Genomic DNA, 18,017 nt, shown 5'->3' with positions numbered 1-18,017 from the left:
GACCGTGAACAATAAAAACGCCCGTCGCGGCCGTCGTCCGCAACTGCCTTCTCTCAAGCCGCTGAGCTACGCCGTGCTGTGCGTGATGCACGGCCTGATGCCGCTGCACGCCATGGCGCTGGACAACAACGCCCTGCCCAGCAACGGCCAGATCACCGCTGGTAGCGGCAGCATCAGCCAGTCCGGAAATGTGCTGGATGTGAACCAGAACAGCCAGAAGCTGATCGCCACCTGGGACACCTTCAATGTCGGCCGTGATGCCACGGTGAATTTTCACCAGCCGGGCGCCTCGTCGGTGGCGCTCAACCGCGTGCTGTCCAGCGACGCCTCGCAGATCATGGGTCAGATCAATGCCAACGGTCAGGTCTATCTGATCAACCCTACTGGTGTGCTGTTCGGCAGCAGCGCCGCGGTCAACGTCGGCGGACTGGTGGCCAGTGCCCTGGACATCGCCGATAACGATTTCATGGCCGGGCGCCTGCAGTTCGATGGCAAGGGCGCAGGCGGTGCGGTGATCAACCAAGGCACCATCCGTGCGGCAGATGGAGGCAGCGTCGCCCTGCTCGGCGCCCAGGTACGCAACGAAGGTACCGTGGTCGCGAAGATGGGCTCGGTGGTGCTCGGCGGCGGCGAGAAAATCACCCTCGACTACCACGGCGACGGCCTGATCAACATGCAGGTCGACGAGGCCGTCATCGATGCCAGCGTGGTCAACCAGGGCCTGCTGCAAGCCAACGGCGGCACCGTGATCATGAGCGCCCGCGCCAGCGACGCCATGCTCAGCAAGGTGGTCAACAACGAAGGCGTGATCGAGGCCAGCAGCCTGCAGCAACGCAATGGCCGTATCGTCCTCGACGGCGGCGACAGCGGCGTGGTGGCCAGCAGCGGCGTGCTCGACGTCTCCGGCCGCAATGCCGGCGAACGCGGCGGCGAAGTGACCATGACCGGCGAATACGTCGGCCTGTTCGACGATGCGCGTATCGACGCAAGCGGCGATGCCGGCGGCGGCACCGTGCTGCTCGGCGGCGACTACCAGGGCACTGGCCCGTTGCAGCACGCCAGTGCCACCCATATGGGCAAGGACGCGCGCATCGAGGCCGACGCGCTCAACAGTGGCGATGGCGGCAAGGTCATTCTCTGGGCCACCGACAGCACTCAGTTCCACGGCAATATCAGCGTCATCGGCGGTGGCGAAGGCGGTAATGGCGGGTTCGTGGAAACCTCAGCTCATGCCCTGGATGCCACCGGCCGCGTCAACCTCAGCGCCGCTTCCGGCAAGGGCGGCACCTGGCTGCTCGACCCGTACAACATCAATATCACCAGCGGCGCCAGCTCCGGCACCTCCAGCGAAAGCCCGTTTACCCCCAACGCCGGCGGCAGCTCGACGCTCAGCTCGGCCACGCTCAATGCGTCCCTGAGCGAGGGTGCCAACATCATCGTGCAGACCTCGTCCGGCCCAGGCACTTCCGGCGACATCAACGTGTTGGACAACGTCCAGGCGCAGGGCAACGCCAGCCTGACGCTGATCGCCCACCGTAACGTCAACATGACCGGCACCAGCATCACCCACGCCGATGGCGCGACGCTGAACGTGTCGCTGCTGTCGAACTTCAATAACAGCGGCAACGGCTCGGTGGCGCTGAACAACGCGACCATCCGCACCAACGGTGGCGACCTGACCATCAGCGGCGCGGTCGACCCGAGCGGCTCGTTCGCCAGCACCAACGTCAGCAGCGGCACCGGGGTGTTGATCCGCTCCAGCCTGATCGACACCAACGGCGGCGACGTCACCATTCGCGGCGCCACCTCTGCCAGCCTCGCTGCCGGCTCCAGCGCTACCGCGATGAACATCTCCGCCAGCACCATCGATGCAGGCGGCGGCGATATCAACATCACCGCCGTGCAGGCCAGCAGCAGCGGCACCGGTGATGCGTTCATCCTGCATGGCGGCAGCAACCTGCTGACCGAGGGCGCTGGCTCCATCGACATCAGCGCCGACAACCTGGGTTCGGGCAACGGCACGCGTCTGTTCAGCACCAGCAACACCATCGCTGCCAGCGGCTCGGGCAACGTCACCCTCAGTGGCAATGCCGTCTCCGGCTTCGGCGTGCTGATCTGCTCCACCGGCAGCAGCTCGACGCAGAACATCGGTGTCGGCAGCGGCACCCTGACGGTCAAAGCCAACAGCCAGAGTGGCCGCGCGCTGTACCTGGCGGCCGCAGGCGATGGTGCGATCAACCTGACCGCCAGTGCCTCCGGCAGGATCGTGCTGGCCGGCGACAGTGGCGGCAGCTATGGCACGGTACTCAACGTCACCGGTGCCGGGGCCTCGATCAACCTGCTCAGCGACGGCGACATCACCGTCGAAGGCAACAGCTCCGGCGGCACCACGCCTTCGCTGGGCCTGATCACCGCCGGCAGTGGCAGCAACATCAACATCGCCAGTACTGCCGGCAATGTGCGCCTGGCCGCCGACAACAGCGTGATCAACACCGGCAGCGGCTCGTTCCGCGCATTGTTCCTGGATGCCAGCGGCAGCAACTCCGCGATTCGCGTCGGCACCCAGAGCGGCAACCTGACGCTGGAAGGCAACAGCATCTCCGGTCGTGGCGTCGACCTCGCGCCCTCCGGCAGCGGCGCCGCCATCGAGCTGTCGACCACCACTGGCGACATCCAGATCAACGGCAACAGCACCAGCAGCTTCGGTGGCTACGGCATCTTCCTCAACTCCAGCGGCAGCTCGCAGGGCGTCAGCATCACCACCCAGACCGGCGACATCACCCTGCGTGGTGACAGCGTGGGCACCTCCGACGCCATCGCCCTCGGCGGCAGCGGCCAGGCCTCGACCAACCGCATCGCCTCGCAGGGCGGCAACATCCTGCTCGACGGCCACTTCCACTCGCCTGACACCAGCGAGCTGGATCACGGCATCGCCCTGCTCAGCGTGACCAACATCATCCAGACCACCGGTAATGGCAACGTCACCCTGATCGGCCGCTCGACCGGCTCGGGCGATGGCGTGGACTTCTACAGCAACGGCAACAACCTGCTCAGCGTGGAGAACGGCAAACTCAGCATCACTGGCCAGGCCGACAATGCCAACGGCCTCAGCGTGCTCACCGGGCAAACCGAATTGCGTGCCACCGGCAGCGGCTCGATCAGCCTCGACGGCTATTCGCGAACGGGCAACGGCATCCATTTCTACCCGTCCAGCAATGGCAGCTCGGTGACCATCGCCAGCAACAGCGGTGACATCAGCCTCAACGGTCGCACTGACGGCGGCAGCGAGGCCAGCGGGGTGTTCATACGCAGCGGCTCGAACAGCATCTCGCTGAGTTCGGCCAGTGGTGATATCAAGGTCAGTGGTCGTGGTGAAAATGGCGCCAGTGGCATCACCTTCAACGGCACCAGCAGCGGCAGCAACAGCCTGCTGACCGGCGCTGGCGGCAACCTGACCCTGGAAGCCTTCAGCCGCGGCGGCACGGCGCTGAACTTCGTCAGCGGCAACAACCGCCTTGGCGTCCAGAACGGCATCCTGCTGATCGATGCGCAGGCACCTGGCGGCACCTACATTGCCAACGACAGCGACAACACCAGCATCGGTGCCAGCGGCAGTGGCGCGGTGGTCTATCGCCTCGGCGGACTGATCAATGCCAGCATCCTCGGCAGCGATGGCGAGGCGACGCGTAGACATCTGCAACAGCAGATCGCCGGCAGCGCCTGGAGCCAGGTTCTGTATCCTGACTACCGGCAGACACCGCTGGCACCGCGTATCGACCTGATCGATCTGGATCTGTCGCAGTTGCAGGCAGCGGCACCCAGCGAAAACTGAACAGGCGCGGCGCGACGCCATCCACGTCGCGCCCGCCCATACGCAACAAGGCCAGGCCATGACCGACGAGAAGTTTTCCCTCGAACACTTCGAGCAGCTCTGCTACTCGCGCCAGCATGAGGCGGCCGCACGCGAGCTGATCCGCCTGCTGCTGATCATCGACCGCCACTACGGCAAGCTTTCCGGCCAGTTCGTGCTCTCGGTATCGCCGGCGATTTCCGCGGCGGATCTCGAAGCCCATGTACTGACGCGCATCACCAGCGCGATCACCACGCTGTTTTCCGACCCCGGCTTCCAGATCAGCCCCACCGGTTTCGATCAACTGATCAACTTCCAGCGCTGGCTGTCCTCGCTGTTCGCCGCCAGCGCCTTCGTCAACGCCGACCATATCCTGCGCGCGCTCAACCTGTATGGCGGTGAAGACGGCCGGTTCGAAGTGGCGCCGACAGAGCTGGTGAAGTTCTGCGTGCTCTATTCGTCCGAGTCGCAGCTGCCGCTGGACGTGGAACTGCTCTGGCAACAGAACCGCACCCTGACCGTGGCGCTGTGCATGGCGCTGCTATCACCGCGCTTTCTCGGTACACCCGCCGCGCATTCCAAGCGTGAGGCACTGCTGGCCTGGCTGCCGGAACGACTGGACAGCCTCGATAGCCTGGATCAGTTGCCGGTGGCGATCATTCATGACGTCTACATGCACTGCAGTTACGCCGACCTGCCACAGCGCCATCGCATCAAGCGCTCCATCTGCCGCCTGGTCGAACGCAAACTGGCGCACAACGGCATCGACTCGCTGCCGGTGACCGCACCTCGCACTGCCTCCGGCAAGCGCAAGATGCTGGTGGTGCTGGAGTGGTTCTCCGGTGGCCATTCGATCTACCGCACCCACTCCAGAACGCTCGAAGCCGCTCGGCAGCACTTCGACCTGCATGCCGTGGGCTATGCCAGCAACGTCGACGATCTGGGACGCACGGTGTTCGACGCGTTCACCGAGCTGAGCGCACCGAACGATCTGCTGGCCTGCGTACGCCAGGTGCGTGAGCTGACCGCCGAGCTGCAACCGCAGGTGCTGTACATGCCCAGCGTGGGCATGTTCCCGCTCACCCTGTTTCTCGCCAACCTACGTTTGGCACCGTTGCAAGTCGCTGCACTGGGGCACCCGGCGACTACCGGCTCGCGGCATATCGACTACATCAGCGTCGAAGAGGATTTCGTCGGTGATCCGGCCTGTTTCGACGAGAAGCTGCTTCTGCTGCCCAGCGACGGCCAACCCTACCGCCCCTCGGCCATCCCCGTGGAGCTTTCACTGCCCGAGCGTTACGACGGTGACGAGGTGGCCATCGCCATCGCCGCCACCACCATGAAGCTCAACCCGCGCTTTCTGCAGGCCTGCCAGCAGATCGTCCAGCTTACTCAAGGTCAGTACGGCAAGCGGGTGCGCTTTCATTTTCTCATCGGCCAGGCGCAAGGCCTGCTCTACCCGCAACTACAGCGTCTGATACGGCGCTACCTGCCCGATGCACGAATCTACCCGCACCAGCCCTACCAGGACTATCTAGGCGCCTTCAGTCGTTGCGACCTGTTCCTCAGCCCGTTTCCGTTCGGCAATACCAACGGCATCATCGATGCGCTGACTGTCGGCCTGCCGGGTGTGTGCAAGACCGGTGCGGAGGTGTTCGAACATATCGATGAAGGGCTGCTGCGCCGCGCCGGCCTGCCCGACTGGCTGATCGCCGATAGCGTCGAGGACTACATCACGGCCGCCGCACGCCTGGCCGGAGACTTCACCGAGCGCCAGCCACTTTACCGCTACCTGGCGGATGGACAGCCGTTACAGCACCTGTTCGAAGGCCGGCCCGAGGTGTTCGGTGAACGGTTGCTGGAGTTGCTGGACGACTGACGTCACTGCCCCTGACGCAACAGGGTTTCGCTCAACGCCTGCGCCGCGCTGGACAGCTGATGTCCAGCCTGATGCAACAGACCGACGCGGCGCGACACCTGCGGCTCGCTCAGCGGCAGGCAGCGCGCGCCCAGTTCCTCCATCTGCTGCCGGCACAGCTGCGGCACGGCGCTGACGCCGAGGCCTTCGGCGACCATGCGCCCGACAGTCACCAACTGATGGCTTTCGAACGCCACCGGTAGCTTGCCGTGGCGGGCGATCACGCTGTCTTCCAGCAGCAGGCGCACCGCCGAAGGCCGTTGCAGGGTGATGAAGGGTTGCTCCAGCAACTGTGCCCAGGTCAGCACGGACTGTTCGGCCAACTCGCTGGCAGCCGGCACCACGGCGACGAAACGATCCTCGTACAGCGGGGTGAACTGCAATCCATCGAGGGTCGCCGGTTCGAAGGCGATGCCCAGCTCGACGCGGCCATCGCGCACCATGTCCATCACCTGCTCGTTGATCACGTCATGCACCGTCACGTTGACCCGTGGGTAAGCATCGCGAAATGCACGCAGCGCTGCCGGCAGGCGGTTGCCGGCGAACGATGGCATGGCCGCCACCGCCACCTTGCCCATCTGCAGGGTGAAGTGCTGGTGCAACAGATCCTCGGCGTTGTCCCAGTCCGCCAGCAGGCGCACGGCAATCGGCAACAGCGTCTCACCCTCGGGCGTCAGCGCCACGCTGCGGGTGGTGCGCACCAGCAACTGGCCGCCGAGCGATTGCTCCAGGTTCTTGATCGCCAGGCTCAGCGCCGGCTGCGACAGGTGCAGGCGCTCGCAGGCCTGGGCGAAGCTCAGACTCTGCGCCACGGCGAGAAAAGCGCGCAGCTGCTTGACGGTCATTGATTTATTTACCTGATCAATCAAGATGAAAAACAAATTTAACAAATAAGCCCGCAACACTGAAGCTTGGCCACAACCTGGCAGTGCACCTGCCCCACAACAACAAGAGGCAGCCTCGAATGAGCGGACTCGACAAACGCGTCGGCAGCTACGCAGAAGCCCTGGACGGCCTGCAGGATGGCATGACCGTGCTGGCCGGTGGTTTCGGCCTGTGCGGCATCCCCGAGAACCTGATCGCTGAAATCCGCCGTCGCGGCGTGCGCGATCTGACCGTGGTGTCCAACAACTGCGGCGTCGACGGTTTCGGTCTCGGCGTGCTGCTGGAGGACCGGCAGATCCGCAAGATGATCGCCTCCTATGTCGGCGAGAACGCCCTGTTCGAACAGCAACTGCTCTCCGGCGAACTGGAAGTCGAACTCACCCCGCAAGGCACCCTGGCCGAGAAGCTGCGCGCAGGGGGCGCAGGCATCCCCGCGTTCTTCACCGCCACCGGTTACGGCACCCCGGTCGCCGAAGGCAAGGAGGCGCGCGAGATCAATGGCCGCCACTACATCCTCGAGCCGGCCATCACCGGCGACTTCGCCATCGTCAAAGGCTGGAAGGCCGACCACTTCGGCAACGTGGTCTACCGCCACACCGCGCAGAACTTCAACCCGGTGGTGGCCACCGCTGGGCGCATCACCGTGGTCGAGGTCGAGGAGATCGTCGAGCCCGGTGAGCTCGACCCCACGCAGATTCACACCCCCGGCATCTACGTCGACCGGCTGATCTGCGGCAGCTTCGAGAAACGCATCGAAAAACGCACGCTGCGCGCCTGAGGAGAAAGACCATGGCTCTTACCCGCGAACAAATGGCCCAGCGCGTGGCCCGCGAGCTGCAGGACGGCTTCTACGTCAACCTCGGCATCGGCATCCCGACCCTGGTGGCCAACTACGTGCCCGAGGGCATGCAGGTGATGCTGCAGTCGGAGAACGGCCTGCTCGGCATGGGCGCCTTTCCCACTGAAGACGAAGTGGACGCCGACATGATCAACGCCGGCAAGCAGACCGTCACCGCGATCAAGGGCGCGGCGATCTTCGACTCGGCGCAATCCTTCGCCATGATCCGTGGCGGCCATGTCGACCTGACCGTGCTCGGCGCCTTCGAAGTGGACGTGCGTGGCAACATCGCCTCGTGGATGATCCCCGGCAAGCTGGTCAAGGGCATGGGCGGCGCGATGGATCTGGTGGCCGGTGCCGACAACATCATCGTCACCATGACCCACGCCTCGAAGGACGGCGAATCCAAGCTGCTGGAACATTGCAGCCTGCCGCTGACCGGCTGCGGCTGCATCCGCAAGGTGCTGACCGACCTGGCTTATCTGGAGATCGAGAACAACGCCTTCATCCTGCGCGAACGCGCACCGGGCGTGAGCGTCGAGGAAATCGTCGCCAAGACCGCCGGCAAGCTGATCGTGCCTGAGCATGTGCCGGAAATGCAGTTCTAGGTTGTCTACCGCCCCGGAGCACGCCACCACGTATGGCGTATCTCCGGGGTGTTTTTATTTGCCCCTGTAGGCGCGGCTTTATCCGCGAAGCGCTTTCTGGCCCTACCACGCCAAGAGGATCAATCCCATGCAAGACGTCGTCATCGTTGCCGCCACCCGCACCGCCATCGGCAGCTTCCAGGGCAGCCTGGCCGAGATTCCCGCGCCGGAACTCGGCGCCATCGTCATCAAGCGCCTGCTGGAGCAGACCGGCCTCGACGGCGCCCAGGTCGATGAAGTGATCCTCGGCCAGGTACTCACCGCAGGTTCCGGGCAGAACCCCGCACGCCAGGCCGTGATCCGCGCCGGCCTGCCCCACGTAGTCCCCGCAATGACCCTGAACAAGGTCTGCGGCTCGGGCCTCAAGGCCCTGCACCTGGCTGCCCAGGCCATTCGCTGCGGCGATGCCGAGGTGATCATCGCCGGCGGTATGGAAAACATGAGCCTGTCGCCCTACGTGCTGCCGAAAGCCCGCACTGGCCTGCGCATGGGCCATGCACAGATGCTCGACAGCATGATCGTCGACGGCCTGTGGGATGCCTTCAACGACTATCACATGGGCATCACCGCCGAGAATCTGGTGGACAAATACGGCATCAGCCGTGAAGCCCAGGACGCCTTCGCCGCCGCTTCGCAGCAGAAGGCCGTGGCCGCCATCGAGGCAGGTCGTTTCGATGCCGAGATCACCCCGGTGCTGATCCCGCAGCGCAAGGGCGATCCCATCGCCTTCGCCCGCGATGAGCAGCCGCGTGCTGGCACCACGGCTGAGTCCTTAGCCAAGCTCAAACCAGCCTTCAAGAAGGACGGCAGCGTCACCGCCGGCAACGCTTCCAGCCTCAACGACGGCGCCGCTGCCGTGCTGCTGATGAGCGCGGCCAAAGCCGAAGCACTGGGCCTGCCGGTGCTGGCGAAGATCGCTGGTTACGCCAATGCCGGCGTCGACCCGGCGATCATGGGCATCGGCCCGGTCTCGGCCACCCGCCGCTGCCTGGACAAAGCCGGCTGGAGCCTGGCCGATCTGGATCTGATCGAAGCCAACGAAGCCTTCGCCGCCCAGGCGCTGTCGGTCGGCCAGGAGCTGGGCTGGGACGCCGACAAGGTCAACGTCAATGGCGGCGCCATCGCCCTCGGCCACCCCATCGGCGCCTCGGGCTGCCGCGTGCTGGTCAGCCTGCTGCACGAGATGATCCGCCGCGATGCCAAGAAGGGCCTGGCCACCCTGTGCATCGGCGGCGGCCAGGGCGTGGCGCTGGCCATCGAGCGCGAGTAAAGAGCGAGAAATCGTAGGGCGGGTGAAACCCGCCATCTACCAGTGTGGCGGGTTGCACCCGCCCTACGGATCCACCTAACCACCAGCTCGGCCTCGGCCGGGCTTTGTCATATCACCTGCAACTCCCAGGCATCACCAACCTCGAATGCCTGAGCAAAGCCCTTACACAAGCATAAGAAAGAGGCGTCATCCATGTTCAATACCCTCACCCGCATGAGCGTGAGCCTGGTACAGAAGTACCTGCCCTCGCCCTTCGTGTTCTCAGCACTCCTGACCTTGGGAGTTCTCCTGGCCGGTATCTTCTCCACCGGTCAATCGCTACCTGCCATGGTGCAACACTGGAGCAGCGGCTTCTGGACGCTGCTCGGTTTCGCCATGCAGATGTCGCTGATCTTCGTCACCGGCCACGCCCTGGCCAGTGCGCCGATCATCAACCGTCAACTCGACCGCCTGGCCGGCCTGGCCCGCACGCCGGGTCAGGCGATCATCATGGTTACCCTGGTGGCATTGGTCGGTTGCTGGGTCAACTGGGGCTTCGGCCTGGTCATCGGCGCCGTATTCGCCCGCGCCCTGGCGCGCCAGGTCGAAGGTGTGGACTACCCCCTGCTGGTCGCCTCGGCTTACTCCGGTTTTCTGGTCTGGCATGGCGGCCTGGCGGGTTCTATTCCACTGTCGATGGCAACTGGCGGCCCGGATCTGGCGCGCATGACCGCCGGCGTGCTGAGCGACCCGGTGGGCATCAGTGAAACCCTGTTCAGCACCCTGAACCTGACCATCGTCGCGCTACTGGTGATCGGCCTGCCCTTGCTCAACCGCGCCATGCACCCACGCCAGGGCGCCAAGGTCGCCGACCCGGCCAAGCTGGTAGAAGCACGCGCCGAGCTGCCTGCCCGTGAAACCCCGGCACAACGCCTGGACGACAGTCGCATCCTCGGCCTGGCCCTGGTGGCCATGGCTGGCATCTATCTGTTCAACCACTTCGCCAGCAAGGGCTTCGTGCTTGGCCTGGACGTGGTCATCGCCATCTTCCTGTTCAGCGGCCTGCTGATGCACGGCACCCCGGAGCGCTACATGCGCGCGGTGGACGAGAGCGTGCGCGGCATCGGCGGCATCGTTCTGCTGTTCCCCTTCTACGCCGGGATCATGGGCATGATGATGGGCGCCAATGCCGACGGCATCTCCCTCGGCCGGCAGATCACCGAAGCGTTCATTTCCTGGTCGTCGGCCGACACCTTCCCGCTGCTGGCCTTCCTCAGCGCAGGCGTGGTCAACGTGTTCGTACCGTCCGGTGGCGGCCAGTGGGCCGTGCAGGGGCCGATCATGCTGCCGGCTGCCGAAGCGCTGGGTGTCTCGACGACCGTTACCGCCATGGCGATTGCCTGGGGCGACGCCTGGACGAACATGATCCAGCCGTTCTGGGCACTGCCGCTGCTGGGCATCGTCGGCCTCGGCGCGCGCGACATCATGGGCTACTGCCTGATCATGCTGCTGTACTCGGGCATCGTCATCAGCGGCGCGTTCTACTTCCTCGGCTGACCGCACAACGAAGTCAAGAAAGGCCTGGCCATCCTGTGCATCGGTGACGGCCAGGCCATCGAACGCGAGTAAGACGCAAGAAAACGTAGGACGGGTGCAACCCGCCACCACAGGCACCGGCGGGTTGCACCCTCCCTACGGTTCCCCAGCCGTTACCCGCTCGCGATCAACACGTTGCTAGAGCGATGCAAGGCAGAGCAGAAGCAGCACCGACGCGTAGCAGGCGGTGCCGAACTCAATCCCCCATCAACCCCTGCGCCTTGGCCATGGCCACCGCTTGAGTGCGCCTCTGCACACCGAGCTTGACGTTGATGCGCCGCGCATGGGTCTTGACCGTGTGCAGCGAGATGAACAGTCGGTCGGCGATTTCCTGGTTGGAATAGCCCTGTGCGATCAGTTGCAGCACCGCCAGTTCGCGCGAGCTGAGCAACGCGGTACCGGCACTGGCCGGCTCCCCCAGCGCAGGCGCCGGCTCGAACAGACGCTGATGCAGGCTCTGCCCAGCCTCGCTCGGCAACAACCGCTCCAGCCACTGCGCCTGACGCTGTTGCAGCTCCTGTAATGGCCGCAGCAGGCGCAACTGCCGCGCCTCGCCGAGCGCCTGCTGCAACAGGCTGTCGGCCTGCTCTTGCTGCCCCTGCACGAGCAGCGCCTCGGCCAGGCTGACCCGGCATTCGCAGGCCAGGCTACGGTGCCCGGCAAGCTGGCACTCATCCAGCAACAGACGCAATGCATGCTCGGCAGCAGCGTGGTGGCCGAGCAACAGATCGCTGATCGCCAGATAGCGACGCAAGCGCGGCAGCAGATCGTAGAACTCCGACGGCGCCAGTTGCTGGCGTTGCTGCAGTTGCTGCAGCGTCTGGGCGAACAGTTCCCGCGCGCGCCCGGTCTGGCCCTGACGTAGCAACAGCCGCCCTGCCTGCAACTGCAGCACACCGCGATAACGCACCTCCGGCACGTGCGACCACTGCATCACCCGCTCAGCCTGCTGCAACCACTGATGCGCCTCGTCGAGATCACCACGGCTCTCGGCCAGTTCCAGCAGACCAAGGTAGCCGGAGATGATGTAGGCATCCTCGCAATGCTCGGCTTCCTGCAGCCCCAGGCGATACGCCTGCTGCGCCGCTTCATCCAGGCCCTGGCGCGCCAGCAGGCTGGCCCGCACCAGCAGCAGGCGGGCGACCACCGGGCTGTGGCTGAAGCGCTCGCGCAGCAGTGCCAGGGACTGCTCGGCCAACTCGGCCGCACGCCCGGCCTCGCCACGCATCTGCAGCAGCAGGCAGTGGTCGGTATTGAGCAGCGCTTCGAAGATCAGGCTGCCATGCAGCCGTGCCAGGCGCAGGCCCTGATCCAGCGCCTGCTTGGCCTGCTCCAGAGCATGTTCGGCCATATGCTGCTGGGCCAGCGCCTGATAGCAGAGCACGCGCTGCGACCAACTGCCCTCGTCCAGCATCTGCAGGGCTTCCTCGCAGTGCATCCGCGCATCGCGCCGGCCGCATTGCCGGGCCAGTACACCCATCAACGCCTGCCAGTGGGCGACCAGTTTGCGCTGGCGGCGCTCATCGGGTTGCGGCATGAAATGCGTCAGGCCTTTGATGCAGGCTCTGGCTTCGTCAAAGCGCGCGCAGATGATCAACGCCCAGGCCTGCAACACGATCAGTCGTGGTGAACTGGCGAACAACCAATCCGGCAGCTCTTCGCGCCATTGCAGCAGTTGCGCCACCGAATGCCCCTGCAGCAACTGCTCCTGGCTGAAACGCTGCAGATAGTTGACCGCGACCTCAACCTGCCCGGCCTGCAAGGCATGCTCGACGGCTTCGCGAATATCGCCGTGCTGGGCGAACCACTGGCAGGCGCGTACATGAATCGAGGCCGGCAGCGGAGCGCCTGGCAAGCGCCGCAGCACTTCGGCCAGCGGCCGCCACAGGCGGAACCAGGTGCCGCTGCTGTCGAGGCTGCGCACGAACAGCTGGCGTCGCTGCAGTTCGGCCAGCAGCTCACTGCCGCGGCCTTCGAGCAGGTGCTCGCAGAGCGACAGGGAAAAACGCGGCAGCAAGGCCAAGGCATGCAGGTCGCCGCGCAGCTCCTCGTCCAGATCGAGCAGCACCTCGCGCTGTACGTAATCGCGCAGCACCGGGCAGCCATCCTGCAGACGCTGGCGCAGCGCATCCTCGTCGGCATCGAGCAGCAAAAGGCGGATCGCCGCCAGCCAGCCTTCGCTGCGTTGCAGCAGCGTCTGCCGACAGTCCTCGGCAAGGCTCACTTGCAGCGCCACCAGCAGCTCGCTCAGCGCCGCGTCATCCAGCGCCAGCTCTTCGCCCTTGAGTTCCAGCAGATCGCCCTGCAGCAACAACCGTGGCAGGTTCCAGGCCGGTGTGCGACGGCTGCCGACCCACCAGGTGACCTGCTGCGGCGCCGCGGCGAACAGCCGGTCGAGGCAAGCATCGAGCACATCGTCAGCCTGACGCGGGTAATCGTCGATGAACACCCACAAGCGTCCCGAGCGCGCGTGCAACAGATCGAGCAACGCGGCTTCGCCGGCGTCCTCCATCGGCACCTGCAGGGCGGCGGCCAGTCGCTTGCACAACTGTGCCGGCGTCAGGCTACGGCCACCGAGGTCGAGCCATACCCGTTCGACGGCCGTCGGCGTGTGGCGGGCGCACTGGCCGAGCAGCACGCTCTTGCCGGTACCGGCAGGCGCGCACAGCAGGCGCAGACGCGCCTCACTGGCGAGCAGGCGCTGCAGCAGCGCAGGACGGGAAACCACACACGGCGGCAGCCGTGGCAAATCGGCAGGTTGTAGCGGCACCGCGCCTGGGCGGGCGATGGCGAGGGTCGGCATGGCAGCGGTTCTCTCTGCTTGTCATTGTTGAACCACCCGGTGATGGTACCCCGCTCACCTCTCACGACCACCCCTTGTCGCTTATGGCGAGAGATTCACACGAGACCGGCACACAGCAAAAAGCCGGTGCCGCACAGGGCGGCACCGGCTTCGTTCGAACGCGCCGGGTTCAGCGCACGCCGGCGTTACGCAGGGCTGCCGGCGTGAAGTCCTTGGCCGAGGCCTGAGTGCCGTACTGGATCGACATCTTCTCCTCGTTGGCCATGCCAACCGCGACGTAGCGACCGGCGATGACGTCATACAGCGCCTCCAGGGCATAGACCGGGATCTTCTGCGCGTAGTGCTGCAGCAGCATCGCCTCACCGATACGCCAGAGCTGACCACGACCGTCATAGTGCTCGGACAGGGCGATCTGCCAGGAGTCCTCGTCGACGTAGAAGCGGCGCTTGGCGTAGATGTTGCGTTCGCCGGACTTCAGTGTCGCTTCCACTTCCCACACGCGATGCAGCTCATAGCGGGTCAGATCCTGGTTGATATGCCCAGCCTTGAGGATGTCGGCGTACTTCACGCTCGGCAGCGCCAGGCGGTAGTTGTTGTAGGGAATGTACAGCTCGCGCTTGCCCACCAGCTTCCACTCGTAGCGATCCGGCGCGCCGTTGAACATGTCGAAGTTGTCCGAGGTGCGCAGGCCATCCGACGCGGTGCCAGGGCCGTCATAGGCCACCTGTGGCGCGCGACGCACACGACGCTGACCGGCGTTGTACAGCCAGGCCATACGCGGCTCGGCCACCTGATCGAGCGAGTCGTGCACCAGCAGCACGTTACCGGCCAGGCGTGAGGGCGCAGTGACCCGCTGCTTGAAGAACAGCAGCGCGTTCTCCGCCTTGCCCGGATCGATGTCGGGAATGTTCTCCGGGAACGCCACTTCGTCCTCGAAGTTCACCAGGGTGTAGGCGCCGTTGGTCTGCGGCGAGGCCTGCACGATGGTGCGCTTGAGGTTACCGCCGCGGTAACGGGTGATGTGGTTCCACACCACCTCCAGGCCGTTCTGCGGGATCGGGAAGGCGTAGTAGCGACTGTCGGTGAAGCCGGTCAGGCCGTTGCCGCCATCGCGCAGCCCGGTTTTCAACGCGCTGGTCTTGGCAGCTGCGTTGATCGAATCCGGCACCGCCGTGCTGCGGTGCGTCGGGAACACCGGCATGCGGTAGGTTTCCGGGTAGCGTGCGAACATCGCCAGTTGCCCGGCCGACAGTTGCTCGCGGTACTGCTCCAGGTTCTGTGCGGTGATGGTGAACAGCGGTTGTTCGCCGGCAAAGGGGTCACTGAGAAAACCACGGGCATCGACCTGGCCCGCATCGGTGGCCAGACCGCCCGTCCAGGCGGGGATGGTGCCGGCCGCGTTGCCGGCCATCTCGCCACCCAGCGGGGTCAGGCTGGTACCGAGCTTGGCTGCCTCCTGCTCGCTGACCGCGGCCAGCACGCCGCTGGCCAGCAGGCTCAGGGACAGTGCGCCGAGCATCTTCAGGGTTGTATTCATCTGCATTCCTCAACTGATCCTGATGGCCTAGAAGCTCACGCCGAAGCTGAGCGCCAGGAAGTCGCGGTCGACCGCGACGTTGTAATCGCCGCCGAAGAAGTCGGTGTACGACAGGCTGGCGGTGTAGGTATTGCGGTAGTCGGCGTCGATGCCGAAGCTCACGGCCTTGGCACCCTCGTTGAACAGACCATTGGGGCCGTAGCCGTCGACGTCGTGCGACCAGGAGATGTTCGGCTTGAGGTTCACCCCGGCGAACACGTTGCTGTATTCCCAGATGCCGCGTACGCGGTAGCCCCAGGAGGTGCTGGTGACGAAGCCATCGGTGTCGCCGCGGAAGCCATAGGCTCCGAACAGCGAATCGCGGCCATACCGCAGGTCTTCACGGCTCTCCAGCCCACCGACATGGGCCACGCCGATCTCGCCCACCAGGGTGAAGCGCCCGGCCCCCATCACCTGATCGAAGAAATGGGTGAAGGTGGTCTGCACCTGGGTGACTTCCTTGCGCCGATAACCGATGTTGTCCTGGCCAGGGCCAGCCACGACCGGTGCAGCAGCGCCATTCGTGATGGGGTTGAGCAGGCTCAGGGTCATGTCGGTGGTGTTGATCTGCAGGGGCAGGTTCGGCCGGTAGCTGAGTTCCCCTGCCCAGGCGGTGCCGGTGGGCAAGGTGGTGGAGAAGCTCAGGCCGTACAGCCGGATGTCTTCGGGGTATTCGAGGTAGTAGCGGCCGTTACCGAGCATCACGCTCTGTGCCAGACCAGCCCCGCTGCCCGGTACGATGCCGTTGGCGGTGCCGATGATTCCCGGCAGCGCATTCAGGGTCGCCTGCCCGGCATTCTGCGTGCTGACGATGGGCGTACGGCTGTGATAGTTCATGAAGTACAGGCCGTACTCGGTCTCGTCACCCAGCCAGCGCAGGGCCAGGCCCCACTGGCCGCTGTCGCGTGCATCACGGTCACCGGCGCGCGGCAGGATCACCCCTTCGCTGTCGACCTGGAAACCCTGGCCGAATGCGGCGGCAATCGGTTGTAACGGCGCGATGGCCGGCGAACCGATGTGATAGCCGCTGTCGCAGCCGTCGGCAGCCACATCGGCGGTGGAGAAGAAGGTGCCGCAGTTGTCGAGGATGGTCTGATCCCACTCCAACTGATAGAAGGCCTCCATGCTCAGGCGGTCGCTGAGGCTCTGCGACAGGTAGAGCATGTTCACCGGAATCAGCCCTTCCTTGATCTCCGCGCCGGGGCGGCGGAAGGCGGCCACGTCGATGGGGTTGATCGAGTTGATGCTGTTGCCGATGAAGGTGCTCTCCCCCCAGCTCACCACCTGCTTGCCAACCCGCACGGTGCCGGGCAGATCGCCGATGGCGTAGTTGTGATAGAGGAAGGCATCGAGGATTTCCGCCCCGGAGGCCTTGGCGCCCTCCTTGCGGTTGTGGTCGTCGATGTCCTTGAACAGGCGACTCTCGTCCTTGAGTTCGAAGTCGTACCAGTACTTGCCGCGAACGAAGGCGCCGGTGTCGCGATAACGCAGTTCGAGATCGTGGATGCCCTTGAAGATCTTCGAGAAGGTCTCGCCCTTCTTGAAATTCAGACGGCCATCGTCACCGGTCTGCGCCTGGCCCTGGCCACCGTTGTTGGGGCCGATCAGATCGCGATCCGGACTGCGCATCGACCAACTGGCACCGACCGACAGCGAGCTGTCGAACTGTCCTTCGATCTCACCGATGTTGAAATTGACGGCCTGCGCCGGAGCGGCGAAACCGACGGCGACGGCCAAAGCCAAGGTGTGCGGCTGGAATAGTCCGGGCCCTGTTGTTCTTGTCATGCGGGTCTCCTGAGATGGGGGTGCAACTGCAGGGAACCCTACGCAGCGACCACAGCCCGGATAAGCGCACCAAGGAGGGATTTCATCTGTCGCCCGAAAGGATGAACGCCGCCCTGGCGCGGGCGCGCACAGGCCGACCTTGGCTTGCTGAATGATGGGCCATCAGGCAGGTGGGGAACTATTTATGTCAGGCCAGGCGTGGATCACGACTGTCGATCCACGCCTGAGCAACAAGAACTTCAGGGAACCGCCGTCTCCGGCGCGTCGGTAAAGACGTTGAGCTCACCGACCAGAGTGGTCGGCAGGTATTGCGGCAGATAAAACGCCAGCAGGAATGACGCAGCGAATGCCCCCAGTACCAGCAAGCCAAGCAGTACTTTGGCAAGACGGCTCATAGGCGGATTTGGGGAACCGAAATGGTTGCTGCGCTCCCGCCCAGGCAACACGACCAACAGCAGAAGAACCAGGGTTCCCAGCACCGGCAGCAGAGCGGCAATCACTCCCCATATCGGGCTCCAACCCAGATCCCGTGCACGACGCATCAGCAGCGAGCAGAACAACAGGCACGAGACCAGCAGCACCACAGCCAGGGCGATACCCATCACCACCAGTTGATGCTGAAGCCCCAACACGAGAAAAACGATCAACGCTGTCGGTATGACGAAAACAAAGGGCACATGGAACAGCCAGTAGCGCGACAGAGAAAGGCGTCCAGAAAAGTCGAAGAGTCTCGGCAAAGGCGAGTAAGCCGGCATGTCATAGTTCAATGCTGCCTCACTGACCCGGTAATAATCCGGTTCCTCATCGACACTAGTGGCCGATTCCAGTACGGGTTCGAATCTCTCTCTCACAACAAATCCTTATATTGAG

11 protein-coding genes are annotated in these 18,017 nt (G+C 64.6%); 6 read left to right on the top strand and 5 right to left on the bottom strand.

Translation table 11 applies throughout. The features are described 5' to 3' along the window. Positions 1-4 precede the first annotated feature (4 nt). Positions 5-3,832: a beta strand repeat-containing protein gene (locus HS968_RS06670; protein WP_238338913.1), complete on the top strand. Its 3,828-nt coding sequence runs from the start codon at positions 5-7 to the stop codon at positions 3,830-3,832. A 58-nt stretch (positions 3,833-3,890) separates the two neighbouring features. Then, positions 3,891-5,729 (top strand): peptide transporter, encoded by a 1,839-nt coding sequence (locus HS968_RS06665; protein WP_182370663.1) that lies wholly within the window; start codon positions 3,891-3,893, stop codon positions 5,727-5,729. A 2-nt stretch (positions 5,730-5,731) separates the two neighbouring features. On the opposite strand, the gene HS968_RS06660 is transcribed toward HS968_RS06665, so the two are convergent. Next, on the bottom strand, positions 5,732-6,613 hold the full coding sequence (locus HS968_RS06660; protein WP_182370662.1) for a LysR family transcriptional regulator: 882 nt from the start codon (positions 6,611-6,613) through the stop codon (positions 5,732-5,734). A gap of 119 nt (positions 6,614-6,732) precedes the next feature. On the opposite strand from HS968_RS06660, the gene HS968_RS06655 reads away from it, so the two are divergent. From HS968_RS06655 to HS968_RS06640, 4 genes are all read left to right on the top strand, one after another. Continuing rightward, the gene (locus tag HS968_RS06655) at positions 6,733-7,431 is read left to right on the top strand and encodes a CoA transferase subunit A (protein ID WP_074859308.1); all 699 of its coding nucleotides are present in this window, start codon (positions 6,733-6,735) and stop codon (positions 7,429-7,431) included. Between the two features lie 11 nt (positions 7,432-7,442). Then, positions 7,443-8,099, top strand: coding sequence for a CoA transferase subunit B (locus tag HS968_RS06650; RefSeq protein WP_182370661.1), 657 nt, complete (start codon positions 7,443-7,445; stop codon positions 8,097-8,099). A gap of 127 nt (positions 8,100-8,226) precedes the next feature. Beyond that, positions 8,227-9,408: an acetyl-CoA C-acetyltransferase gene (locus HS968_RS06645; protein WP_182370660.1), complete on the top strand. Its 1,182-nt coding sequence runs from the start codon at positions 8,227-8,229 to the stop codon at positions 9,406-9,408. Between the two features lie 192 nt (positions 9,409-9,600). Continuing rightward, positions 9,601-10,944 carry a short-chain fatty acid transporter gene (locus HS968_RS06640; protein WP_179624135.1) on the top strand — a complete coding sequence of 448 codons (1,344 nt, stop codon included), beginning with the start codon at positions 9,601-9,603 and terminating at the stop codon, positions 10,942-10,944. A 235-nt stretch (positions 10,945-11,179) separates the two neighbouring features. Here the strand turns inward: HS968_RS06640 and HS968_RS06635 are convergent, their stop codons facing one another. The 4 genes from HS968_RS06635 to HS968_RS06620 all read right to left on the bottom strand — a co-directional run bounded on the left by HS968_RS06635 (position 11,180) and on the right by HS968_RS06620 (position 17,998). Beyond that, on the bottom strand, positions 11,180-13,786 hold the full coding sequence (locus HS968_RS06635; RefSeq protein WP_182370659.1) for a LuxR C-terminal-related transcriptional regulator: 2,607 nt from the start codon (positions 13,784-13,786) through the stop codon (positions 11,180-11,182). 169 nt (positions 13,787-13,955) lie between these two features. Continuing rightward, complete coding sequence (locus HS968_RS06630; protein WP_238338912.1) at positions 13,956-15,323, bottom strand: DUF1329 domain-containing protein; 1,368 nt, start codon at positions 15,321-15,323, stop codon at positions 13,956-13,958. 27 nt (positions 15,324-15,350) lie between these two features. Beyond that, positions 15,351-17,147: a DUF1302 domain-containing protein gene (locus HS968_RS06625; RefSeq protein WP_182370658.1), complete on the bottom strand. Its 1,797-nt coding sequence runs from the start codon at positions 17,145-17,147 to the stop codon at positions 15,351-15,353. A gap of 239 nt (positions 17,148-17,386) precedes the next feature. Then, the gene (locus HS968_RS06620) at positions 17,387-17,998 is read right to left on the bottom strand and encodes a DUF805 domain-containing protein (protein ID WP_182370657.1); all 612 of its coding nucleotides are present in this window, start codon (positions 17,996-17,998) and stop codon (positions 17,387-17,389) included. Positions 17,999-18,017: the final 19 nt, after the last annotated feature.

The sequence above is a fragment of the Pseudomonas berkeleyensis genome (assembly GCF_014109765.1).
Taxonomy (GTDB): Bacteria; Pseudomonadota; Gammaproteobacteria; order Pseudomonadales; family Pseudomonadaceae; genus Aquipseudomonas; species Aquipseudomonas berkeleyensis.
Note: the sequence above shows the minus strand (reverse complement) of the source record. Positions and strands in the feature narration are given on the sequence as shown.

Coding starts and splice junctions, on each gene's coding strand:
- HS968_RS06665 (WP_182370663.1), top strand. CDS start 3,891: ATGACCGACGAGAAGTTTTCCCTCGAACACTTCGAGCAGCTCTGCTAC.
- HS968_RS06660 (WP_182370662.1), bottom strand. CDS start 6,613: ATGACCGTCAAGCAGCTGCGCGCTTTTCTCGCCGTGGCGCAGAGTCTG.
- HS968_RS06655 (WP_074859308.1), top strand. CDS start 6,733: ATGAGCGGACTCGACAAACGCGTCGGCAGCTACGCAGAAGCCCTGGAC.
- HS968_RS06650 (WP_182370661.1), top strand. CDS start 7,443: ATGGCTCTTACCCGCGAACAAATGGCCCAGCGCGTGGCCCGCGAGCTG.
- HS968_RS06645 (WP_182370660.1), top strand. CDS start 8,227: ATGCAAGACGTCGTCATCGTTGCCGCCACCCGCACCGCCATCGGCAGC.
- HS968_RS06640 (WP_179624135.1), top strand. CDS start 9,601: ATGTTCAATACCCTCACCCGCATGAGCGTGAGCCTGGTACAGAAGTAC.
- HS968_RS06635 (WP_182370659.1), bottom strand. CDS start 13,786: ATGCCGACCCTCGCCATCGCCCGCCCAGGCGCGGTGCCGCTACAACCT.
- HS968_RS06630 (WP_238338912.1), bottom strand. CDS start 15,323: ATGAATACAACCCTGAAGATGCTCGGCGCACTGTCCCTGAGCCTGCTG.
- HS968_RS06625 (WP_182370658.1), bottom strand. CDS start 17,147: ATGACAAGAACAACAGGGCCCGGACTATTCCAGCCGCACACCTTGGCT.